Source organism: Streptococcus mitis (assembly GCF_002096925.1).
GTDB classification, from domain to species: Bacteria; Bacillota; Bacilli; order Lactobacillales; family Streptococcaceae; genus Streptococcus; species Streptococcus mitis_AF.
In genome coordinates this window covers 15,748-39,952 of record NZ_NCVN01000010.1, presented here as the reverse complement: position 1 = coordinate 39,952, position 24,205 = coordinate 15,748, and the positions used below count along the sequence as shown (strand labels likewise).

The window sequence follows — 24,205 nt, the reverse complement described above, 5'->3', positions numbered from 1 at the left end:
GAGTTGATAAAAGGAGGAAAGCATGGAAGAATCAAAAGAATTAAATGCCGTTATTGATGTGATTATGCTAGCAGGAACCATTCTCCTCAAAAGTGGTTCAGAGATTCATCGCGTAGAAGATACCATGATTCGTATTGCGCATTCGCAGGGGATTGTGGATTGTAATGTTCTTGCCATGCCTGCCGCTATCTTTTTCTCCATTGAAAATACCAATATTTCGCGAATGAAACGCGTGACTTCCTCTTCTTATAACATCGAGAAAGTCTGCGATGTCAACCAGATTTCTCGTCAGTTGGTAGGGGGGCAGATTGATTTAGAGACAGCCTTCAAGCAATTGACGGCCTTACAAGCTCAACCCCTTCCCTATACTAAGTTGCAGGTAACTCTGGCTGCGACCTTTAGTGCTCCTTTCTTTTCAGTTATGTTTAGTGGAAATATCTACGACGCACTTGGGGCAGGAGTGGCTACCTTATTTGGTTTTGCCTTTTCTCTCTATGTGGAAAAGTTTATCCGAATTCCCTTTGTGACGGCCTTTGCTGGAGCCTTTGTCTTTGGGATGATTGCCCAGTTTTGGGCTCGCTACACAGGTTTTCCTTCAACGGCAGATTTGATTATAGCTGGTGCGGTCATGCCTTTTGTACCAGGAATTGCCTTGACCAATGCGGTTCGCGATATTATGACCAACCACATAAACTCTGGTATGAGTAAGATGTTTGAATCCCTGCTCATTACCCTTGCTTTAGGGGCGGGAACTTCTGTCGCCTTGGTATTGATGAATTAATATGACACTAACAACCTTTTTATTACAAGCAGTAGCAAGTCTTCTTGCTATTATCACTTTTTTAATCGTACTCAATGTGCAACGCTCTATGCTCTTACCTGGAGGGATTTTGGGCATGGCTGTCTGGCTAATCTATCTCTTGCTCAAGGAACCGACCAATGTTATTGTGGCTACTTTTATTGCGGCCATTATTGGTTCTTGTGTCAGCCAGATTTTAAGTATTCTTTATAAGACACCTGCTGTAGTCTTTATCTTGGCAATCTTGGCACCTCTGGTTCCGGGTTATCTCTCCTATCGGACAACTGCCTTTTTTGTGACGGGAGATTACAGTCATGCCATTGCTAGTGCAACCTTGGTTGTTATGTTGGCTTTGGTGATTTCCATTGGAATGGCTAGCGGAACAGTGATTCTTAGACTGTATTCTTACTTACGAAAACAGCATAATCGTTAGACTAACAAGAGACTTGATTTGGTGAATCAAGTCTTTTTTCTCTCTTTTACTGCTATTTGTGATAAAATAGTATAGAACGATTTTTTACAATGAATGATAAAACAGAGGTAAATATGACAATCGGTATTGATAAGATTGGTTTTGCGACCGGTCAATATGTCTTGAAATTACAAGACTTAGCAGAAGCGAGGGGAATTGACCCTGAAAAATTAAGCAAAGGACTCTTGCTCAAGGAATTGAGTATTGCGCCTCTAACTGAGGATATCGTGACCTTGGCAGCTAGTGCAAGTGATTCTATTTTAACTGAGCAAGAAAGACAAGAAATCGATATGGTCATTGTGGCGACTGAGTCAGGAATTGACCAGAGTAAAGCTGCGGCCGTCTTTGTGCATGGTTTGCTGGGCATCCAGCCCTTTGCTCGTAGTTTCGAGATTAAAGAAGCCTGCTATGGAGCGACAGCGGCCCTTCATTATGCCAAATTGCATGTGGAAAATTCTCCAGAGTCCAAAGTTTTGGTTATTGCCAGTGATATTGCCAAATATGGTATTGAAACACCTGGAGAACCCACTCAGGGTGCTGGAAGTGTGGCTATGTTGATTACACAGAATCCACGCATTATGGCCTTTAATAATGACAATGTAGCTCAGACTCGTGACATCATGGATTTCTGGCGTCCAAATTACTCAACAACCCCTTATGTAAATGGTGTCTATTCTACCCAGCAATATCTAGATAGTTTGAAAACGACTTGGCTTGAATACCAAAAACGCTACCAGCTTACCTTAGATGATTTTGCTGCGGTTTGCTTCCACTTGCCTTATCCTAAATTAGCGCTAAAAGGCTTGAAAAAAATCATGGATAAGAGCCTGCCGCAAGAGAAAAAAGACCTCTTGCAAAAGCATTTTGACCAGTCTATTCTCTACAGTCAAAAGGTGGGAAATATCTATACAGGTTCCCTCTTCCTCGGACTTTTGTCTCTTTTGGAAAATACAGATAGCTTGAAGGCTGGGGATAAAATCGCCCTTTATAGTTACGGAAGTGGTGCCGTGGCTGAGTTCTTTAGTGGTGAATTGGTTGAAGGATATGAAGCCTATCTAGATAAAGACCGCTTGAACAAGCTCAACCAAAGAACTGCCCTATCTGTTGCAGAATACGAAAAGGTCTTCTTTGAGGAAGTAGACTTGGATGAAACAAACTCTGCCCAGTTTGCTGGCTATGAAAATCAAGACTATGCCTTGGTTGAAATTCTCGACCACCAACGCCGTTATAGCAAGGTTGAAAAATAATGAAGATAAGTTGGAATGGATTTTCTAAAAAATCATACCAAGAGCGCCTCGAGCTGTTAAAAGCTCAGGCGCTCCTTAGTCCTAAGAGACAAGCGAGCCTGGAGCAGGATGAACAAATGAGTGTGACTGTCGCAGACCAGCTAAGTGAGAATGTAGTGGGAACTTTTTCTCTGCCTTATTCATTGGTTCCGGAGGTTCTTGTCAATGGTCAGGAATACACCGTTCCCTATGTGACAGAAGAACCGTCTGTGGTTGCTGCGGCCAGCTATGCCAGTAAAATCATCAAGCGAGCAGGCGGTTTTACCGCTCAAGTGCATGAGCGCCAGATGATTGGGCAGGTAGCACTTTATCAAGTTGCTGATCCTGAACAAGCGCAAGAGAAGATTATCAGCAAGAAAGCTGAGCTCTTGGGGCTTGCCAATCAAGCCTATCCTTCGATCGTTAAACGTGGAGGTGGGGCGCGTGATTTACATGTAGAAGAGATTAAAGGCGAAACAGACTTCCTTGTCGTCTATCTTCATGTCGATACCCAAGAAGCCATGGGAGCTAATATGCTCAACACCATGCTGGAGGCCTTGAAACCAGTCTTAGAAGAACTCAGTCAGAGACAGAGTCTCATGGGAATCCTGTCTAATTACGCGACTGATTCTCTGGTGACTGCAAGCTGTCGCATCGCCTTTCGCTACTTGAGTCGCCAAAAGGATCAAGGACGAGAGATTGCGGAGAAAATTGTTTTGGCTAGCCAGTTTGCGCAGGCTGAACCTTATCGAGCCGCTACTCATAATAAAGGGATTTTTAACGGCATTGATGCCATTTTGATTGCCACTGGTAATGACTGGCGTGCCATTGAAGCAGGGGCCCATGCCTTTGCCAGTCGAGATGGACGCTATCAAGGTCTCAGTCAATGGAAGCTGGATCTCGAAAGAGAAGAATTGGTTGGTGAGATGACCCTACCTATGCCTGTAGCGACTAAGGGTGGCTCTATCGGCCTCAACCCTCGTGTAGCCCTCAGTCATGAGCTACTGGGAAATCCTTCTGCCAAAGAATTAGCCCAGATTATCGTGTCTATCGGGCTTGCCCAAAACTTTGCGGCCCTGAAAGCTTTGGTCAGTACAGGAATTCAGCAAGGCCACATGAAATTGCAGGCCAAATCCTTGGCACTCCTCGCAGGTGCTAGCGAATCCGAGGTAGCTCCCCTAGTCGAGCGCCTCATCGCAGATAAAACCTTTAACCTAGAGACAGCCCAGCGTTATTTAGAAAATTTAAGATCATAAAAAACTCAGACGAATTCAGTCTGAGTTTTCTTGTGCTTAAATACTTTTTCCTGGCAAAAGAGTAACTGGTAAAAAGTAACCAGTTGTCGCGACCTCCTTGCCTTCGATTTTTTGCAAGAGGAGGTCAACAGTGAGGCAGGCAATCTCTTCCAAGGGTTGCTTAATAGTAGCCAGTTGAGGGTAGTAATTCTCGATAAAGTAGGTACCATCGTAACCGATGACCTTGAGCTCTTCTGGTACAGAAATTCCCAGTTCCTGAGCAATTTTAATGACCAGAATAGCAGTCAAATCATCCGAAGCAAAGATGGCATCTGGTTTTTGATGGGTCAAGATATTTTTGATTTCCATTTCTTTTCTGACAGGAGAAAAGTCACTGGAAACATTGATAATAGGTGCTTTGGGGAGAACAGAGGCAAAGCCAGCGTGGCGTAGCCCAGTTGGCGAATTGGAATTGTCATTCCCCGTAATCATGATGATAGACTGGGCACCTGTCTTAACCAAGGTCTGGGCAGCAAGAACCCCACCAGCATAGTTGTCAGAGGAGACGACAGGGATGTCTGGAGACAGATTGCGGTCAAAGGAAATAATCGGCGCCGTCACGCGATTGTAGTCTTCGATTCCCAAGTTGTGACTACCCGAAATGATGCCGTCCACCTGATTGGCTTCCAACATTTCGATGTACTCGCGTTCCTTTTCAGAGTCATGCTCACTGTTGCAGATGATGGTCTTGTAACCATTCTTGAAGAGTTGATGTTCCAGCTTATCAATCAATTCTGCATAGAAAACGTTAGAAATATTGGGGAAAATCAAGCCGATTAACTTAGCTGATTTTCCTTGTAGACTGCGAGCCAGGTTGTTGGGTTTATAGCCCAATTCTCGCATAGCTTCATTGACCTTTTGAATGGTTTTTTCAGATAGATAGCCTTTTTTATTGATAACCCGAGAAACGGTAGTAGGGCTGACGCCTGCAAGTTTGGCGACATCAGTTAGTTTTGCGACCATAATCTAATTCATAGTAAGTTCCAGTTGGGTTTCCAGATTTAATTAGGATCCCATTTTGGTCCGCATGTGGGAAGACACGACCAGAAAATACTTTTTCTCCTTTATTGATGAAAATTTCAAAGACAGAGTTATCGATGAAGATTGTAGCAGTAGCAGCCTGATTCTCGATTGGGCAAGAACGAATAGTTCCAAATTCTTGGGCATACTGTTCACCAGCCTGGCTACGATCTACTGTCACTTGACCATTTACAAGGTCAAAGTTGATGGAAAGTCCTTTGCCTTCTTTATCAGCTAGTAAGACAATCTCGCTCTGGCTATTGGCTTCCAAGTTGAGTTCAAGTTCGTAAGTGTTCTTGGTTTGGGCACGGTTTGAGAAAGGTTCTTCAGAAGCACGAAGGTCCTTGATAGCTGCGACTGGATATTGGTAGAGTTTGCCGTCTTTGATAGTGAGTTCCTTGACCAAAGAGAAGGTTCCTTGGTAGTCAAAACGGTCAGAAGGGTAAGAAACATCTGGCAAGCCAAGCCAGCTAACAGCTAGAGCACTTCCATCAGGAGCGTTGAAGGCTTGAGTTGCATAGGCTTCGAAACCATAGTCCATGTTTTGAAGTTGAGAGACATCTACCATTTTAGCATTTTCAGGGTCAAAGGAAGCCCCAATCTTATACATATTTGGAAAGATATTATCGTAGTCTAGAACTTTCTTATCCAATCCTTGTGGGCAGTAGAGAAGGACAGGTTGTTCCCCTACAAAGACCAGATTTGGACATTCCATCATGTAGGCAGTACGGTCGTTAGCAAAGTCAAGGTTGCCAACGACTTGCCAGTTTGTATAGTCGTTGTCTACAGCCTTGTAGAGACGGACGAAGCCTTTTTTCTCCAAGTCCTGTCCACCGACGATAGCATAGTATTGGCCCTTGAAGTTAAAAATTTGCGGATCACGGAAGTGGTCAGTAGAGTCTGCTGGCTGGTCGATCAAGATCTTGTCGATCTTCGTAATCTTGCCATCCTTGTCCATCAAAGCACCGATTTGGTACGGGTGACGGACCCAGTTTTCATCACGAACATTTCCTGTATAAAATAGGAACAAGTTATCGCCAAACTGCATGGCAGAACCAGAGTAGGCACCGTGGCTATCTAATGGAGTATCTGGTAAAACTTTGATTCCAGTTTCTTTAAAGTGAATCAAATCATCACTTTCTAGCTGTGCCCAAGATTTCAAACCGTGGGCTGCACCAAAAGGAAAATTCTGGTAAAAGAGGATCCACTTGCCATCAAAGTAAGAAAAGCCATTTGGGTCGTTGAGAAGTCCTGTTTTTGGCTCAACATGGTAATGAGTATGCCATGGAGATTGTGCCATATTTTTCTTTATATTTTGAATTTCTTCTTGCGTCCAATCTTCATAGGGTCTATAACGACGCTCAGTTGTCCATTCCATTTATTTTATTCCTCCAAAAATCTTATTACTTTTAATAGTAACCGTTTTCGGTTAAAAAAGCAAGTCTTTTATGTTAAAAAAGAGAAAAAACTGCCAAACGTTTATCATAAATCAAAAGCAGGAAATCAATCATCTATCTGCAGAAAATTGAAAGAAAGTGAAATAAAATCCTTTTTAACTCAGATTTTAAACTATTTTTTTAAAGAACACTTTCATAAAACTCTCACAATATATCAAAACAAAGGACCTTACTCTAAGAAACAAATATTTTTTCTGCAAAACGCTTGACATATTTTTGAAACATGATAAAATAAAAGTCGTAGGGCGAATAAAATCGCTTTCAAACAATAACAAAATTCTATAATAAGGAGATTTTTGCTATGGATTATAGTAAAGTTGCTGCCGAGGTCATTGAGGCTGTCGGTAAGGATAATCTTGTAGCTGCAGCACACTGTGCAACTCGTCTTCGTTTGGTATTGAAAGACGAATCAAAAGTGAATCAAGCAGCTCTAGATAATAATGCGGATGTCAAGGGAACTTTTAGCACTAATGGACAATATCAAATTATCATTGGTCCTGGTGATGTTAACTTCGTGTATGCGGAAATCATCAAGAAAACTGGTTTAAAAGAAGTTTCGACAGATGATTTGAAAGAGATTGCTAATAAAGACAAAAAGTTCAATCCATTGATGGACTTGATTAAACTTTTGTCAGACATCTTTGTTCCTATTATCCCTGCCTTAGTTGCAGGTGGTCTCTTGATGGCTTTACGTAACTTCTTGACATCACCAGATTTGTTTGGACCTCAATCAATTGAAGATATGTATCCTGCAATCAAAGGCTTCTCAGCTATGATTCAATTGATGTCTGCTGCTCCATTTATGTTCCTCCCTGTTTTGGTTGGTATTTCAGCAGCCAAGCGCTTTGGAGCAAACCAATTCCTTGGTGCGGCAATTGGTATGATTATGACCACTCCAGATTTGGGTGGCAAAGAAGCCTTCTGGGACATCTTAGGTTTCCATGTTACACAAACAAACTATGCTTATCAAGTTATTCCAGTCCTTGTTGCAATCTGGTTGTTAGCAAATTTGGAAAAATTCTTCCACAAGAAATTGCCATCTGCAGTTGACTTCACTTTCACACCGCTTTTATCAGTGATGCTTACAGGCTTCCTTACCTTTACAGTTATCGGTCCTGTTATGTTGGTTGTGTCTGATGCGATTACAAATGCGATTGTATGGTTGTACAACACAACAGGTGCCTTTGGTATGGGTCTATTTGGTGGAACTTACTCACTAATCGTTATGACAGGTCTTCACCAATCATTCCCAGCAATCGAAACACAATTGTTGTCTGCTTACAATAATAACGGTACTGGATTTGGAGACTACATCTTTGTTGTTGCTTCAATGGCAAACGTAGCACAAGGTGCGGCTACTCTTGCAATCTACTTCTTGACAAAAAATGCTAAAACAAAAGGATTGTCAAGTTCGGCTGCTGTTTCTGCCTTCCTTGGTATTACAGAACCTGCTCTCTTTGGGGTAAACTTGAAATACAAATTCCCATTCTTCTGCGCCCTTGCTGGTTCAGCAATTGGTGCCTTCGTAGCAGGTTTAACTCACGTTATTGCAGTTTCATTGGGAGCGGCTGGATTTATTGGATTCCTTTCTATTAAGGCTGCTTCAATCCCTATGTATATAGTTGCGGAAATTATGTCCTTTGTTGCCGCCTTTGCTTTCACTTATTTCTACGGGAAAACAAAAGCAGCTAGTGTCTTTGCTGATGAAGCAGCCACAGCAACTGCAGAAACAGTTACTGAACCTACAGTAGAAGCACCAGTAGTGGAAGAGACTGATACTCTTCAAAATGAAACACTTGTAACTCCTATCGTCGGTGATGTTGTCGCTCTTGCTGATGTCAATGATCCAGTCTTCTCAAGTGGAGCTATGGGCCAAGGTATCGCTGTGAAACCAAGTCAAGGTGTGGTATATGCACCAGCTGATGCGGAAGTTTCAATCGCCTTTCCAACAGGACACGCTTTTGGTTTGAAAACAACTGATGGTGCTGAAGTCTTGATCCACGTTGGTATTGACACTGTATCTATGAATGGTGAAGGTTTTGAAGCAAAAGTTGCTCAAGGTGATAAGGTTAAAGCTGGCGATGTTCTTGGAACCTTTGACTCAAACAAAATTGCTGCAGCTGGTCTTGATGATACAACAATGGTTATCGTTACAAATACAGCTGACTACGCTTCAGTAGCTCCAGTCGCAACAGGTTCAGTTGCGAAGGGGGATGCTGTGATCGAAGTGAAAATCTAATCAATCCTCTCTAATGTGAAAACGAACAAATGACATGTTTGTTCGTTTTTGCTTGAATGGTAAGATTTACAGAGGAAAATCTAAAAAATAGAGAAATTTAGACTTTCGAAATATGCTATAATAAAGAAAATAAAAACAAGAGGTTTATCATGACAAAATTATATGGAAGCTTGGAAGCGGGCGGTACAAAGTTTGTCTGTGCTGTCGGTGATGAAAACTTTAACGTTGTAGAAAAAACACAATTTCCAACAACAACTCCAATCGAAACAATCGATAAAACCATCGAGTTCTTCTCAAAATTCGACAACCTTGCTGGTCTTGCAGTTGGTTCATTTGGTCCGATTGATATTGATAAAAACTCAAAAACTTATGGCTTTATCACAACGACTCCAAAACCAAACTGGGCAAATGTGGACTTGCTGGGTGCCCTTCGTCGCGCACTAAACGTGCCAATGTACTTCACTACAGACGTAAACAGCTCTGCCTATGGTGAAGTGGTTGCCCGTAATAATGCTGGTGCTCGTATCGAAAACTTGGTTTACTACACAATCGGTACAGGTATCGGTGCAGGTGTCATCCAACGTGGTGAGTTTATCGGCGGTGTGGGTCACCCTGAGATGGGTCATTACTATGTGGCTAGACACCCAATGGATATTGAAAAAGAGTTTAAGGGTGTTTGTCCTTTCCATAAGGGATGTTTGGAAGGCTATGCAGCTGGTCCAAGTTTGGAAGCTCGTACAGGTGTTCGTGGGGAAAATATTGAACTCAACAACCCTGTTTGGGATGTTCAAGCCTACTATATCGCTCAAGCTGCGGTTAATGCGACAGTGACTTTCCGCCCAGACGTGATTGTCTTTGGTGGAGGGGTCATGGCTCAACAACACATGCTGGACCGTGTCCGTGAGAAATTTACATCTCTTCTCAATGGTTACCTACCAGTACCAGATGTGCGTGATTACATTGTAACGCCAGCAGTAGCAGGAAATGGTTCTGCTACTCTTGGGAACTTTGTTCTTGCAAAAGAAGTTTCAAAATAAATCACAAAATCCGCTTGGGAAACCAAACGGATTTTTTACGTGTCAAAGCATTTGCCAGAAAAAGTCAATAATATAGGTCAGACCGTAGGTATAAACCACGAGAGTAAAGGGCTTGGTCAGAATGATGATGGTCATATAGCGCTTGAAACTCATCTTGGTCAGGGCAGCCAGCATACAGAGAAAGTCAGCTGGACTAATGGGCCAAATCATCATAAAGATAAAGAAACGGTCAAAACGATTGCCCTTATCCAACCAACCGATATACTTGTCATAGGTACGCTTGCTGACGACAGACTGGACAAAGGCGGCCCCATAGAGGCGCACCAGATAAAAGATAATGGCACAGCCAATGACAATGCCGATATAGTTGTAGATAGTCCCGATGATGTGACCGTAGATAAAGACGCCAGCCACCGAGGTCAAGGCCCCAGGAATGATAGGGACGACCGTCTGTAAAATCTGTAAAAAGATAAAGAGAGGTGGCCCCCAGATACCTGCCTGCTGGATAAAGGCAGAGAGGGTTTCCTTAGACTGTAAAATCCCAGCCTGATAAGCCCAAATACAGAAAATCAAACTCCCAACCCCACCGACAATCGATGAGATGTTGATAACTTGTTGCAGAAGGGGAGAAACAGCTTTCATTTGTTTATCCTGTGACATGTAAACTCCTCATAGATAGTATAGTTCTACTATACCATATTTTGGAGGAGAAAGGGGGAATGAGTGTTTTTGCTATGGGAAGAGTGATGGATTTTGAGGCTAAACATGCTATAATAAAGGGAGCAGACATGTAGCAAAGGAGAGAGTATGATACAGGTAAAACCAGAATTGGAGATAGAAAAACAACTGATCAGCCAACTGGTAACTGGGGAAAGTCAATGGACATACAGAGAAGATCTCAAAACAGAAGAGCAATTATGGGAAAATTTTTTTGAAAAGCTAGCCCAGAACAATGTGGCTCTATTGGCAGATCATCCCCTGACAGAACAGGAAAAACGCCAGATAAAGAATCAACTGAACTTTATTAGCTACTATGATGCGGCCAAGTGGTTGGTCGGCGAAAATGGCATTGCCAAGGTTGAGGTTCAGAGAGAAGATGCTAGTTTGGGGACTATCCGTTTATCTGTCATTTGGCGAGATAATATCGCAGCTGGTAAGTCTAGTTATGAGGTTGTCAACCAAGTCGAGAGAGATAAGATAAATCCTCAGGATCAAGACCGTAGGCTAGATGTGACCCTCTTGATCAATGGCCTTCCCATGATTCAGATTGAGCTTAAAAGTCCCCGAGTTGCTTTTTTAGATGCCTTTCATCAAATTAAAAAATATGACCGTGAAGGCAAGTTCCGTGGCATCTACTCTAGCTTACAGATGTTTGTTGTGACCAATAAAGTAGACACACGCTATATCGCTGCGGCTAGGGAAAATAAACTCAACAAGCAATTTCTAACCAAGTGGGTGGATAAGGACAACCAACCCATAACAAGCTTGACGAGTTTTGCTCACGAGGTTCTTTCTATCCCTCGTGCCCACCAGATGGTTATGCAGTATTCTGTCCTTGATGATAGTAAGAAGGCTCTCATCCTCTTGCGCCCCTATCAGATCCATGCAATCGAAGCAGTGCAAGAAGCCTCTCGCCAGCAAGCATCAGGCTATGTTTGGCATACGACAGGTTCAGGTAAGACCCTGACTTCTTATAAGGTAGCTCGGAATCTCCTCCAGATTCCTTCCATCCAAAAGACGATTTTTGTCGTTGACCGCAGAGACTTGGACCAACAGACTACCTCGTCCTTTCTCTCCTATGCGACCAATGATGTCATTGATATTGATGAGACGGATAATACCCATGATTTGGTCAAGCGACTAGGAAGTAATGATAAGCGTGTGGTGGTAACGACCATCCAGAAAATCATCACCATGATGCGTAAGTTTGATCAAGGTCTTTACCAAAGAGATGCGGACAAAATCAAGGGTATCCGAGTGGCCTTTGTCGTGGATGAATGCCACCGTGCCGTAACACCTCAAACACAAAAAGACATTAAGGCCTTTTTCCCACAGTCTCTCTGGTATGGTTTTACAGGCACACCTATTTTTAAGGAAAATAAACGCCAGCAAGTGGGCGATCTAGCCCAAACCACCCAGCAACAGTACGGAGACCGTCTCCATGAGTATACAGTCAAGGAAGCTATCCATGATGGAGCAGTTTTAGGCTTTAAGGTGGATTATCGCAATACCCTCATCACGGATAAATCCGAAAATGACATACCAGATACCGTGTATGAGAATGAGGAGCATATGCTGGAAGTCTTGGATGCCATTATCAATAAATCCCGTCAACAGTTAGGCTTCCAAAAGGGAGTAGGTAAGACCTACAATGCCATCCTGACCGTCAAATCCATCCCTCAAGCCCAAGCCTACTATGACCTGCTCAAACGGGTCAAGGCTGGGGAGACGAGGGTTAAGGTATCGGAAAGAGTCAAGCAGGTTCTTCCAGACTTTCCAAAGGCGACCATCACCTACTCGGTCACTGAAAATGAAGAAGAGTCAAGAGCTAATCAAGACCACATGAAGCAGGTTTTAGAAGACTATAACCAAGAGTTTGATACCCACTTTACCATGTCGGATCTTCGTGGCTTTAATACGGATGTCAATAACCGCCTAGCTCGAAAGCAGGACAAATACCTCTATCGCAATGAGCAGTTGGACTTAGTCATCGTTGTCAATCGTCTCTTAACGGGATTTGATGCCCCTTGTCTGTCAACTATTTTTATCGACCGCAAACCCATGCAACCGCAGGACTTGATTCAGGCTTTTAGCCGAACCAACCGTATTTTTGATAGCAGTAAGACCTATGGTCATATCATCACCTTCCAAAAGCCCCTAGCCTTTAAGGGAGCAGTAGATAGTGCCCTCAAACTCTACTCAAATGGTGGTGAAAACGAGGTTCTAGCTCCAAGCTGGGAAGAGGAAAAGAGGAACTTTTTACGGAGTTGCAGTGATTTCAAAAATCTTGCTACTGATGACTATGTGAATGGTCTAGATTTTGAGCAAGTCTCTACGCCTGAGTTGAGGAAACTAGCTAAAACCTATCAAGCTCTTGATAAGTACCTAGCCTCTATCCGAGTGTATAAAGAGTATGATGAGGAAGAAGTTTACAGTCAGACGGGACTTGATGGAGAGAAGTTGGAAAGGTATCTGGGTCTTTATCGAAATGTCCTTGCAGAATTAAAAAGTCGAGTAGAGGATGATGACGATGGAGAGCCACTTGATATCCACTATGAACTGGAGTCTATCCAAGTGGACGAAATCAACTATGCCTATATCTTAACCTTGATCCAAAGCCTGATTGAGCAAGGACAGAGTCAAGAAAAGAACCTAAGCGCTCAAGATAAGGAAGCCGTGGATAACTATATTCAGAGTCTTGAGAAGACCAATCCCAATCTTGCCCAGATCATCACTGAACTGTGGAGAGAGGTACAAGAGCATCCAGAAAACTATCGTGGTCAGTCTATCGCAAATATCTTGGATCAGATGATAGAGGTTGTCATCCAGCAACATATCCAAGTCTTTAGCAAACGTTGGTATGTCGGAGAGGATGAACTCCGTTACTATGTCGAACACTACCGTAAGGGAGCTAAAAAACAACTAGGAGAAAGCCAGCTGACCAAGAGCCAGCGCTATCAAGACTATAAACTAGAGGTGGCGGACGCCCTCAATCCTCTCCTCTATAAAAAACAAATTAAGGAAGCCTATACCCAACTAGTGGAGCAAGTCATTGAGCCATTGAGGGTTGGAAGATAGCTCTTCGAGACTTAGAATAGGCCTACTTCCTAAAGTTTACATGTATTCTAAGCCTCGAATGATTGCAATTACATAAATTTACAAGTATTCTACGTTTCGAATTGCTTATCTACAAAAGTTTTGAGGTCTTCTAGATTTCGAATAGTCATCTTTCCTAAAGTTTAAATGTATTCTAAAGCTAGAAAAGTTAAAATCTAAAAATAGTAAGAGTCTCTATCTGATGGACGGAGTTTATTTCCAGTCAGATAGGGATTTTTTAATTTGGAAAAGTCTGATTTGTCCTGAAAAGTACCTTTTAGATGGAAATAATGACAGTTGAGAAGATGAAGGGCAAAATGTTTTGGGAAACTGTTAGAATGGATGTATCAACTTAAAGGAGAAAAATTAATGAAGAAAGTTAGAGATGATGAGGAGAGTCTACTATGGTCACTTCCTGTATTTGGCATTGTATTGTTAGTCTGTATTTTGTTTCAAGTCTTTGAAGTAAAGGATAATTCGATGTTAATAGAACACAGGGGAGGGAGTGTTGTAAAATCTGTTCCAAGAGAACCTCATCTTGCAGATCTACTCTCCTCTTGGTTTGATAGAGAAGATAATAAATGATTCGTTAAATAGAAAGGATATCATCATGACAAAAACATACGCTATTCGCCCGCTTAGTTACAGCAATTTTACCAACCGTGAGTTTGAAAGCTTGATGATGGATTCTCATCAAAGTTTGGCCACTTTTTCTAAGGCAAACAAGGATGAAGCTATGTATTCCAAACATTTGGAACCCTTCAAGACCAAGCTGGATGATTTTCAAGCTCAACTTGCAGCGGTGGAGACGAAAGAGTCTAGCAATCTAACAGAAGTCGATCGCAATCGAGATAGTGCCTTGGTCGGTCTCTTTACCCTTCATAGAGGATTTGCTAAGATTAAGGATGCCAAGCTCAAAGAAGCTCATGAGACTCTGAAACCAGTCTTTGCCAAGTATAAGGACATCACTAAGCACAGCAATGATGTGGAAACGGCAGAAATCAAGAGCCTCCTCAAAACGCTTAGTGAAACACCCTATCATGAGGCAGTTACCAGTCTAGGACTGACCCCTATGCTGACGGCTGTGGTCAATGCTCAAGAGGAATATGACCAAGTAGAGAGTAAGGCGCGTGCTTCTAAGTCTGCCAAGGAAGTTGGCAAGACCAGACAACTCCGTACTGAACTTTCGACTAGCTACGACCTCTTTATGCGCTATACCGCAGCCAGTGCAGAAGCCTATCCTGAAAAGGAACACTTGACTCAACTCCTCAAGGAACTCAATAGCATCCGAGATAGCAAGCGCCGTCTTATCACGAGTAGCAAGAAAGATAAAAAGACCAAACCAGCAGAACCAGCCCAAGCAGCAGGATAAAGACAGCCCCTTAGAAGCGGATTTCTAAGGGGGATTTTTGTGGTTTCGTGGTATAATTTTAGTATAGTTTAACAAGAGTATCTCATAGAAAAATGTCAAAATTATGATTTATCAGTTATTTAAAATGAGAATAACTTTTTTTCAGTATGATGCAATTTATGGAAAATAAACTGGTATATTGAAAAGATACTCGGTATAATAAACTTTACAATGGTATAGGGAAGTTCAAATGAAACAAATAAAAATAAGATTTAAGGAATTTATTAATGATTGGTCATATACAAGATTAAAAGAAGTCAAAGATGTTCGAGATGGGACTCACTCATCTCCAAAATATATTGACAATGGCTATCCTTTAGTAACTTCAAAAAATTTATCAGATTCTGGACTAGATCTAAATGATGTATCATTAATTTCTGAGTCAGATTATAATGAGATTAATAAACGTTCAAAAGTAGAAGTAGGAGATATTCTACTTGGACTTATTGGTACAATAGGAAAGCCAGTTTTAGTTGAAACAGATGGATTTGCTATAAAAAATGTAGGATTGATAAAAAATGGTGGACAGATACAAAATCAATTTTTATTGCAATATCTAAAAACGAATTTATTCAATAAATATATTCAAATTGAAATGGCAGGGAATACTCAAAAATTTTTGGGGTTAGAAACGCTTCGTAATACTAAAATTCCAGTTCCTAGTCCAGCCGAACAAACCGCCATAGGCTCTCTTTTCCGCATCCTTGACGTCCTTCTGTCTAGCTACATGGATAATCTCACCAACTACCAATTTCTCAAGGCGACCATGCTCTCCAAGATGTTTCCCAAAGTTGGACAGACAGTCCCTGAGATACGTTTGGAAGGATTTAAAGGTGAGTGGGAAAAATCTAAATTAAAAGATATCGCTCATCGTGTTCAGGGTAATGATGGAAGAATGGATTTGCCAACTTTAACAATTTCTGCCTCAGGCGGTTGGATGAATCAAATTGATCGATTTTCTGCTAATATTGCTGGAAAAGAACAAAAGAATTATACTCTGTTAAAAAAAGGAGAACTATCATATAACCATGGTAATTCAAAATTAGCAAAATATGGAGTTGTTTTTGAATTACAGGATTATGAAGAAGCACTTGTTCCAAAGGTTTATCATAGTTTTAGAGTTAATCAATTAGCCGATGCAAAGTTTATTGAAATTATGTTTTCAACAAAAATTCCAGATCGGGAATTAGGGAAACTCATTTCATCGGGGGCTAGAATGGATGGATTGTTAAATATTAGTTTTGATGATTTTATGAATATTGCAATTATTATTCCAACTATTAAAGAACAACAAGCCATAGGCTCCTATTTCTCAAACCTTGATAACCTCATCAACTCTCATCAAGAAAAAATTACTCAGCTTGAGACTCTAAAAAAGAAACTCTTGCAGGATATGTTTATTTAAGGAGGAATTATGTATAGTTCTAAAACAGATTTGATTGAAAAGTTAGAATTTGAAAAGGAAAGGTTTCAGGATAACTTGAGTCAGATAGCTGATTATGAAAAAGATTTATATAGCCGAGTAGATAATTATCTATCTGAACTTATTTCTTTTATAAATGACGAGCTAAATGAAGAAGTTTTGTCTAATGATGTAACTGTAAGGTACAAAACATTACGTGATAATTTGTTAGACAGCATCTACAAATGTTTTGGTGGTGATATTTATTCGTATGATTCTATATTTCCTCAAATTATATATAATTTCAAAGTAATTAAACTTTTCTCTTTCATTGCTAAGATAGATTCTACGACTGTTATTATAGGGGCTAATGGAGCAGGGAAAACTAGTCTTATTAATGAATTACGGAAGAACAGTATAGATGAGATGTATGTCTTACCTGCTCAAAAACTATTGTATTTTGTGTCTAATACCCACAATCGTAATGGAATTACTAAAGAAAAATATATTCAAGATTTGAAAGAGGTGAATATTAAATATGACACGATTGAAATACAGACTCACCAGATTGAAGATGATTTTTCGGGCACTTTTACTAAATTGATAACACTGTGGGTAAAAGATTTTGCAAAAGTAATGACTGATAATGCTAGGGGAGTAGGAGAGGTGTCCGTTGCTTTATTGGACAGAGTGGAGCAAATATGGAATCAAATTTTCCCAGAAATAACATTTTATCCTGAATCTGATGATAGAGTTTTAGAAGTTGTAAGAAATGGAGATAAATATAGTATAAATGGCCTTAGCGATGGGGAACGCTGTGTATTATTTTATATTGGTAACGTTCTTCTTGCTCCAGAAAATAGCTATATTGTGGTTGATGAACCAGAAACATTTCTAAATGGCGCAGTCTATAATGAATTATGGGATTTGCTAATATCAGAACGTCCTGACTGTCAATTCATTTTTGCTTCACATAACATGGACTTTGTTCAATCAAGAACTAATGCAACCTATATATGGTGTAATAAATTTGAAGCACCTTATGACTTCGATTATGAACAATTGGAAGAATCTCAAGAATTTCCTTTATCCATATTAGCAGAAGTTTCTGGTACAAGGAAACCAATACTATTTTGTGAGGGAACTAAAACTAGTATAGACTATCAGATTTATTCTAAACTATTCAGTGAATTTTGTTTTGTAAAACCAGTTCAAGGACATAAACAGGTCATCCATCATACAAAAGCCTATAATGATTTACAACTTTTACATGGTAATACGGCATACGGTATTATAGACAATGACTGGATGAATGAAAGTAGTATTCAAGAGCAAAAAGAACAGAATATTTTTGTTCTTCCATTTAACGAAGTAGAGATGATGCTTGTTGATGAAGCAGTTGTGAAGTCATGCTTACCATTTGACGATGATAAAGAAAAACAACGAAAATTTGAAAATTTTCAACGAAGTATCATTGAATCTTGTGAAGAAAAGAAAGATAAAATAATAAGTATTGCCTTGAAAAAAAGACTTGATGAATTTATGGAAGGTAACTGTATTCAAAATAATAAACCTAGTAAAGAGGATGTTGAAGAATTTTTTAAAAGTTTAGTAGATGAATTTAATGTATCTTCAACGGTTGATAATATAACTTCTATCGTTGAAGCAAGTTTAGATACATCTGATTTTTCAAGGATACTAAAGATTTGTAACTTAAAAAATGAAATAATTAATCATAGAGGAAACACGAAAATAGTTCCAAACTTTAAAGATAAAGCTTTAAAACGTATTGCATTGGATAATGATTTGCAGAAAAAATTACGGCATAAATATTTTGAAGAATTGGAAGCAAAACTATTGAACCATTAAATTAATTTTTGATATTTTGAATTAAGTAAAAAGAAAGAAACATTATGGAAACAACACAAACTTCCCAGTCGCTCTACCAAGCCCTGTGGAACTCAGCGGATGTTCTCCGCTCTAAGATGGATGCCAATGACTACAAGTCCTATCTTTTGGGTATGGTCTTTTATAAGTATCTGTCAGACAAGATGCTCTTTTTCGTGGCGGAGACTATGGAGGAGGGGAGTGAGAGTCTAGAGGCTGCCCTTGAGGTCTATCGTAACTACTATGAGGATGCGGACACCCACGAGGATCTTCTTGCAGTTATGAAGGACGAACTCAACTATAGTATCAAGCCTGAGTTGACCTTTACGGCTCTTGTAGCACGTGTCAATGAGGGAACTTTCCAGCTGGAAGATTTGGCTCAGGGTTTTCGTGATATCGAGCAGAGTGATGAACTCTATGAAAACCTCTTTGAAGATATTGACCTCTATTCCAAAAAGCTAGGGGCAACTCCGCAAAAGCAAAACCAAACGGTGGCGGCAGTCATGAAGGAGTTGGCTGTGCTAGATGTGGCTGGTCATGCTGGTGATATGTTGGGGGACGCTTATGAGTATCTGATTGGTCAGTTTGCGACTGATTCGGGTAAGAAAGCTGGTGAGTTCTATACACCTCAGCCTGTTGCCAAGCTCATGACTCAGATTGCCTTTTTGGGTCGTGAGGACCAGCTAGGCTTTACCCTCTATGATGCGACTATGGGGTCTGGCTCTCTCTTGCTCAATGCTAAGAAATACTCTCATAAACCGCAGACAGTGGTCTACTTTGGTCAGGAACTCAATACTTCGACCTATAACTTGGCTCGGATGAACATGATTCTACACGGTGTTCCTGTTGAGAATCAATTTCTCCACAATGCCGATACACTGGATGAAGACTGGCCGACTCAAGAACCGACTAACTTTGATGGTGTTCTCATGAACCCTCCTTACTCTGCTAAGTGGTCAGCAAGTTCTGGCTTTATGGCGGATCCTCGTTTCTCTCCTTTTGGGAAACTGGCGCCCCAGTCCAAGGCTGATTTTGCTTTTCTTCTGCATGGATATTACCACCTCAAGCAGGATCATGGAGTTATGGCTATCGTCCTTCCCCACGGTGTTCTTTTCCGTGGAAATGCGGAAGGGACCATTCGTAAGGCCTTGTTAGAAGAAGGTGCCATTGATACAGTTATCGGTCTTCCAGCCAATATCTTCTTTAACACCAGCATTCCGACCACAGTCATCATTCTCAAAAAGAACCGTACCAGCCGTGATGTTTACTTTATCGATGCCTCTAAGGAGTTTGATAAGGGGAAAAACCAGAATATCATGACAGATGCTCATATCGAGAAGATTTTAGAGGCCTACAAGTCTCGTGAGGAGATTGACAAGTTTGCCCATCTCGCAAGCTATGAAGAAATCGTCGAAAATGACTATAACCTCAATATCCCTCGCTATGTAGATACCTTTGAGGAAGAAGAAGTCGAGCCTCTGACAGATATCGTTGGAAAGATTAACACAACCAATCAAGCAATCCAAAACCAAACCGCTTCCCTACTCGAAATGCTCGGTCAACTACACGGAACCACACCAGAAGCCGATGCTGAGCTTAAAGAGTTTTTGAAAGAGTTTAAAGGGTGATGAGAGTAATTGATTCGCTCATATTCCGCTCATAATTCGCTCGTTTTTAAGATACAACTTTGTTTCCATATTTCCGGGGAACTAGTAGAAAGTAAGGAGAAATATGGAAACTAACAACAAACGTGCCCTTTGCCAGCAACTCTGGGCGAGAAACAAATACCTCGTTTTGAGTCATTCTAGCAATATTTACAATGAGATTCGTCAGTATCTCAAGAATGAAGAGGTGGAGGTGAGTCAGGTTCAGGAGAAGATTGATCGTGCCTGCCAGATTCCAGAACACAGGGGTCAGATTTGCAATGCCTTTCAGCATATTTGGGGCTATTTCAAAAAGAAAGCGACAGATGCTGAACGCAAGGATTATATGTTTTTACTGGAGCGTTATCACTCTGGCCATGCCACCAAAGAAGACTTAATTGCTAAGACGAGGGAGTTGCTAGATCGTTATCCAAATACCTACTTGCAACATTCAAAGTTACTGAAAGGAGATTCCCATGAGACTTTGGCATGAGGCTTTGATTTCACAACTTCCCCGTCCTCAACTCTTGGGACAGCATTGAGAGTGCTGTGCCCTCCGTGGCAATGGCTGGGGCAGAAAGCATGCGACGGTTGACTATGTCTTTACTCACTCGCCCTATCGTCTCTATGCCTATCATGACTTGATCATGGAGGAGATGGCTGACCGAGGCTATAAGGTCAGTCCAGAGTGGATGGACAAGAACTACCGTGGTAAGATTTGTCCTTCTTATCAAGACTTAGTAGAGGAAAAGCTGAAAAGTCCTATATATAGCGAGCATGATGCTTCCTACTATGAGGAGTGTCTGGCAAATCTTCGAGAGAAGGGGATTGAGCTGGAATAATAGTAAGGATTGCCTTCAATTTATAACTCTTCTCGTAATTTTTTCGAATAATAAAGATGAGACCTTTAGAGTTTTTCTAAGGTCTTCTTTTTATGAGTGTTCAGATTTACTTTTAATAACTTTTGAGTTATAATTTAATTAGAAAGAGGTTGCTTGGTGCATACGATTTACTTCTATAAGGACAAAAATGGAAACGAGCCAGTTTTGGATTATATGAGAGAATTGGCTAGTCAGAAAAGTAAGGATAGTCGCATCAAACTCAATAAACTAAATGACTATATCGAGTTGTTTAGTCAGCATGGGACGAGAGCTGGGGAACCCTATATGAAACACTTGGAAGATGAGATATGGGAACTAAGACCTTTGAGAAATCGAATTTTATTTATAGCGTGGCTTGATGGTAGTTTTGTTCTTTTACATCATTTTGTCAAAAAGACTCAGAAAACTCCTAGAAGAGAAATTGAAAAAGCCAAGCGTGAACTGAAGGACTTAAAAGAAAGAGGGTTAAGTGATGAAGAATAGTGCTATTGGAAGTAACTGGAAGGATGTCCGGTCAGAACTCTTTACCAAGGAGGAAATACTTGAAAGTGATATGCGAGTGGCTATCATGAGTGAGTTGATTGAAGCCAGACATGAGCAAGGAGTCAGCCAGAAAAAGCTAGAAGAACTCAGTGGAGTGAGTCAACCTGTCATAGCTAGGATGGAAACAGGAAAGACTAGCCCCCAGTTGGATACAGTCTTAAAAGTCCTAGCCAGTTTAGGAAAGACACTAGCAGTCGTCCCACTTGAACAGGGGAAAAGTTGATAGGAAGAGGTTGGAAAACTTTAACAAATTTAACAGTTATAGTGCCTCAAGTGTATAAATAGAAAAATTATGCTTTATTTATATTAAGTGCGAACGAAGTGAGCTTTTAGCAGATATTTCCCGCTATAGTGGTATTCTAGATAATAATTTATTATTATCTAGAACGGAATTTTTGAGACATTCTGGCTCAAAAATTAGGGATGAAATTACGAAGTAAGTTGCTCCCGTCCGCACTTTTCAGGGAAATATCAGAATTACAAAAGAAAAATCAACCTATAGTCTTTTCTAATAACAAGCCATAGTCACTTATAAGAATTACTAATAACACGTTTTACCAGTCTAACTAAAATACAGCTATAAAACAAGCTACACAAAGGATTTGAGGCATGTGTCTCAAGTCTTTTTCTTTTGTCTAAAACAGAGATATAGTTTCAAACTATATCAAAGCCTAATTTTTTACAATTATACAGACGCTTTCTTTTCTGTTAAGATAGTTTCAACAACAAATTTTGGAGGACACATCATGTCAACTACAATCATCGGTTTCCCTCGTTTGGGCGAATTCCGCGAATTAAAATTTACAACTGAAAAATACTTTAGAAAAGAAATCTCAGAAGAAGAACTCTTGGCAGCCGCAAAAGACTTGCGTGCTAAACACTGGAACATTGTCAAAGAAAAAGGCATCACTGAAATCCCATCAAATGACTTTTCTCACTATGACAACTTCCTAGATGCAGCTTTCCTTTTCAACGTGGTACCTGCTTCAGTTCAAAACTTGGACTTGTCTGATCTTGAGCGCTACTTCGCTTTGGGTCGTGGTTATCAAGGAGAAAAAGGGGACGTTCGCGCCCTTCCAATGAAAAAATGGTTCAATACCAACTACCACTACATCGTTCCTAAGTTTGAAAAAGACACTCAAGTCAAACTCGCAGGTCACAAAATCTTTGATGAGTTCCAAGAAGCAAAAGAACTTGGATTGAACACTCGTCCAGTTCTTGTAGGTCCATTCACTTTCCTTCAATTGTCAGACTTTGAAGAAGGCGTGAAAGCAGAAGACTTCGTAGACAGCTTAGTTGCTGCTTATCAAGAAGTTTTTGCAAAATTGGCAGAACTTGGTGCGACTCGCATCCAACTCGACGAAGCGGCTCTTGTAAAAGACTTGACAGCTGAAGAAAAAGCTCTCTTCTTGAACATCTACAACAAACTCTTGTCTGACAAAAAAGGTCTTGAAGTCTTGCTTCAAACTTACTTCGGAGACGTTCGTGACGTTTACGCTGACCTTGTAAACTTGCCAGTAGATGCTATCGGTCTTGACTTCGTTGAAGGTAAGAAAACTCTTGAATTGGTTAAAGGTGGTTTCCCAGCTGATAAGACTCTTTATGCAGGTATTGTCAATGGTAAAAACATCTGGCGTAATAACTACGAAAAGAGCTTGGCTGTTCTTGAACAAATCCCAGCTGAAAACATTGTCTTGACAAGCTCATGCTCACTTCTTCATGTGCCATTTACAACAGCTAATGAAGAATTTGAACCAGCTATCTTGAACCACTTTGCCTTTGCAGTTGAAAAATTAGATGAGATCCGTGATTTGGATGCTATCCGCAATGGTCAAGGTGAAGAAGCACTTGCAGCCAACAAAGAACTCTTTGCGACTGAGCGTGTTGGTGAAAATGCGGAACTTCGTGCGCGTATCGCTGGCTTGACAGACGCAGACTACACTCGTTTGCCAGCCTTTGCAGAACGTGAAGCTATCCAAGAAGAAGCTTTCAAACTTCCAGCTCTTCCAACAACAACTATCGGTTCATTCCCTCAAACAAAAGAAGTTCGTGCGAAACGTTTGGCTTACCGTAAAGGTGAATTGTCTCAAGAAGAGTATGACGCTTTCCTTGCTGAAACAATTGACGAATGGATCAAATGGCAAGAAGATATCGACTTTGATGTCCTTGTTCACGGTGAATTTGAGCGTAATGACATGGTTGAGTACTTCGGTCAAAACTTGTCAGGTTACCTCTTCTCTAAAAATGGTTGGGTGCAATCATACGGTATGCGTGGGGTGAAACCACCAATCATCTGGGGTGATGTAACTCGTCTTAACCCTATCACTGTTAAATGGTCTAGCTATGCACAAAGCCGTACAAACAAACCTGTTAAAGGTATGTTGACTGGACCTGTTACCATCCTCAACTGGTCATTCCCACGTGAAGACATCTCTATCAAGGATTCTACTCTTCAAATCGCCCTTGCTATCAAGGATGAAGTGCTTGACCTTGAAGCTGCTGGTGTGAAAATCATCCAAATCGACGAGGCAGCTCTTCGTGAGAAATTGCCACTCCGTCGTAGCGACTGGTACGAAGACTACCTTGACTGGGCAATTCCTGCCTTCCGCTTGGTACACTCAACAGTAGCGCCAGATACTCAAATCCACACTCACATGTGTTACTCAGAATTTACAGATATCATCCCAGCTATCGACAACATGGATGCAGACGTTATCTCATTTGAGGCTAGCCGTTCAAACCTTGAAATCTTGGACGAACTCAAAGCGAAAAACTTCCAAACAGAAGTGGGACCTGGGGTTTACGATATCCACTCACCTCGTGTGCCAAATGAAGGCGAAATCGACCACACAATCGAAGCCATCCTTGCTAAAGTGCCAAGCAAGAAAGTTTGGATCAACCCTGACTGTGGTTTGAAAACACGTGGTATTCCAGAAACAAAAGAAAGCTTGATTCGCCTTGTTGAAGCAGCTAAAGCTGCGCGTGAGAAATTGTAAGATAGGATTTCCCAAGAAGCGCTGTTTGGCAATCTGCCTGTT

19 protein-coding genes and 1 pseudogene are annotated in these 24,205 nt (G+C 40.9%); 17 read left to right on the top strand and 3 right to left on the bottom strand.

The annotated features are described in order from the left end of the window. The first annotated feature begins 22 nt into the window (after positions 1–22). The 4 genes from B7692_RS02795 (at position 23) to B7692_RS02780 (ending at position 3,792) form a co-directional block, all read left to right on the top strand. The gene (locus B7692_RS02795) at positions 23–781 is read left to right on the top strand and encodes a threonine/serine exporter family protein (protein ID WP_033677999.1); all 759 of its coding nucleotides are present in this window, start codon (positions 23–25) and stop codon (positions 779–781) included. 1 nt (position 782) lies between these two features. Beyond that, positions 783–1,232, top strand: coding sequence for a threonine/serine exporter family protein (locus tag B7692_RS02790; RefSeq protein WP_004239205.1), 450 nt, complete (start codon positions 783–785; stop codon positions 1,230–1,232). A 113-nt stretch (positions 1,233–1,345) separates the two neighbouring features. Beyond that, positions 1,346–2,518: a hydroxymethylglutaryl-CoA synthase gene (locus B7692_RS02785; protein ID WP_192855464.1), complete on the top strand. Its 1,173-nt coding sequence runs from the start codon at positions 1,346–1,348 to the stop codon at positions 2,516–2,518. Then, complete coding sequence (locus tag B7692_RS02780) at positions 2,518–3,792, top strand: hydroxymethylglutaryl-CoA reductase, degradative (RefSeq protein WP_084929836.1); 1,275 nt, start codon at positions 2,518–2,520, stop codon at positions 3,790–3,792. Before B7692_RS02785 ends, B7692_RS02780 begins: the two co-directional genes overlap by 1 nt. Positions 3,793–3,828: 36 nt before the next feature. Here the strand turns inward: B7692_RS02780 and B7692_RS02775 are convergent, their stop codons facing one another. Continuing rightward, positions 3,829–4,794, bottom strand: coding sequence for a LacI family DNA-binding transcriptional regulator (locus B7692_RS02775; protein ID WP_084886730.1), 966 nt, complete (start codon positions 4,792–4,794; stop codon positions 3,829–3,831). Next, entirely contained in the window at positions 4,775–6,229 is a 1,455-nt protein-coding gene (locus tag B7692_RS02770; RefSeq protein ID WP_084929835.1) for a sucrose-6-phosphate hydrolase, read from the bottom strand. Before B7692_RS02770 ends, B7692_RS02775 begins: the two co-directional genes overlap by 20 nt. 380 nt (positions 6,230–6,609) lie before the next feature. On the opposite strand from B7692_RS02770, the gene B7692_RS02760 reads away from it, so the two are divergent. Continuing rightward, positions 6,610–8,547, top strand: coding sequence for a sucrose-specific PTS transporter subunit IIBC (locus B7692_RS02760; RefSeq protein ID WP_084925696.1), 1,938 nt, complete (start codon positions 6,610–6,612; stop codon positions 8,545–8,547). Positions 8,548–8,696: 149 nt separating this feature from the next. After that, positions 8,697–9,584 (top strand): fructokinase ScrK, encoded by an 888-nt coding sequence (gene scrK, locus B7692_RS02755; RefSeq protein WP_024057687.1) that lies wholly within the window; start codon positions 8,697–8,699, stop codon positions 9,582–9,584. A 42-nt stretch (positions 9,585–9,626) separates the two neighbouring features. Here scrK and B7692_RS02750 read toward each other — a convergent pair whose 3' ends face one another. Further along, positions 9,627–10,244: a TVP38/TMEM64 family protein gene (locus B7692_RS02750; RefSeq protein WP_000076168.1), complete on the bottom strand. Its 618-nt coding sequence runs from the start codon at positions 10,242–10,244 to the stop codon at positions 9,627–9,629. A 147-nt stretch (positions 10,245–10,391) separates the two neighbouring features. On the opposite strand from B7692_RS02750, the gene B7692_RS02745 reads away from it, so the two are divergent. The 11 genes and pseudogenes from B7692_RS02745 to metE all read left to right on the top strand — a co-directional run bounded on the left by B7692_RS02745 (position 10,392) and on the right by metE (position 24,163). Then, positions 10,392–13,382, top strand: a complete 2,991-nt coding sequence (locus B7692_RS02745; RefSeq protein WP_084929834.1) for a type I restriction endonuclease subunit R — start codon at positions 10,392–10,394, stop codon at positions 13,380–13,382. Positions 13,383–13,769: 387 nt separating this feature from the next. After that, positions 13,770–13,985, top strand: a complete 216-nt coding sequence (locus tag B7692_RS02740) for a hypothetical protein (RefSeq protein ID WP_084929833.1) — start codon at positions 13,770–13,772, stop codon at positions 13,983–13,985. 25 nt (positions 13,986–14,010) lie between these two features. After that, positions 14,011–14,772 carry a DUF6261 family protein gene (locus B7692_RS11080; protein ID WP_192855463.1) on the top strand — a complete coding sequence of 254 codons (762 nt, stop codon included), beginning with the start codon at positions 14,011–14,013 and terminating at the stop codon, positions 14,770–14,772. Positions 14,773–15,001: 229 nt separating this feature from the next. Next, positions 15,002–16,216: a restriction endonuclease subunit S gene (locus B7692_RS02730; RefSeq protein WP_084929832.1), complete on the top strand. Its 1,215-nt coding sequence runs from the start codon at positions 15,002–15,004 to the stop codon at positions 16,214–16,216. A 9-nt stretch (positions 16,217–16,225) separates the two neighbouring features. Further along, a complete protein-coding gene (locus B7692_RS02725) occupies positions 16,226–18,082 on the top strand; it encodes a DUF4435 domain-containing protein (RefSeq protein ID WP_084929831.1) in 1,857 nt (618 codons plus the stop codon). Between the two features lie 44 nt (positions 18,083–18,126). Then, a complete protein-coding gene (locus B7692_RS02720; RefSeq protein ID WP_084929830.1) occupies positions 18,127–19,728 on the top strand; it encodes a type I restriction-modification system subunit M in 1,602 nt (533 codons plus the stop codon). 103 nt (positions 19,729–19,831) lie between these two features. Next, positions 19,832–20,236 carry a YbgA family protein gene (locus B7692_RS02715; protein ID WP_084929829.1) on the top strand — a complete coding sequence of 135 codons (405 nt, stop codon included), beginning with the start codon at positions 19,832–19,834 and terminating at the stop codon, positions 20,234–20,236. After that, positions 20,220–20,585: pseudogene (locus B7692_RS02710) on the top strand (TIGR02328 family protein). The gene B7692_RS02715 and the pseudogene B7692_RS02710 overlap by 17 nt, the downstream one beginning before the upstream one ends. 156 nt (positions 20,586–20,741) lie before the next feature. Further along, a complete protein-coding gene (locus B7692_RS02705) occupies positions 20,742–21,107 on the top strand; it encodes a type II toxin-antitoxin system RelE/ParE family toxin (RefSeq protein ID WP_084925710.1) in 366 nt (121 codons plus the stop codon). Further along, complete coding sequence (locus B7692_RS02700; protein WP_142360017.1) at positions 21,097–21,390, top strand: helix-turn-helix domain-containing protein; 294 nt, start codon at positions 21,097–21,099, stop codon at positions 21,388–21,390. The genes B7692_RS02705 and B7692_RS02700 overlap by 11 nt, the downstream gene beginning before the upstream one ends. A gap of 523 nt (positions 21,391–21,913) precedes the next feature. Beyond that, the gene (gene metE / locus B7692_RS02695) at positions 21,914–24,163 is read left to right on the top strand and encodes a 5-methyltetrahydropteroyltriglutamate--homocysteine S-methyltransferase (RefSeq protein ID WP_084929828.1); all 2,250 of its coding nucleotides are present in this window, start codon (positions 21,914–21,916) and stop codon (positions 24,161–24,163) included. The last annotated feature ends 42 nt before the right edge of the window (positions 24,164–24,205 follow it).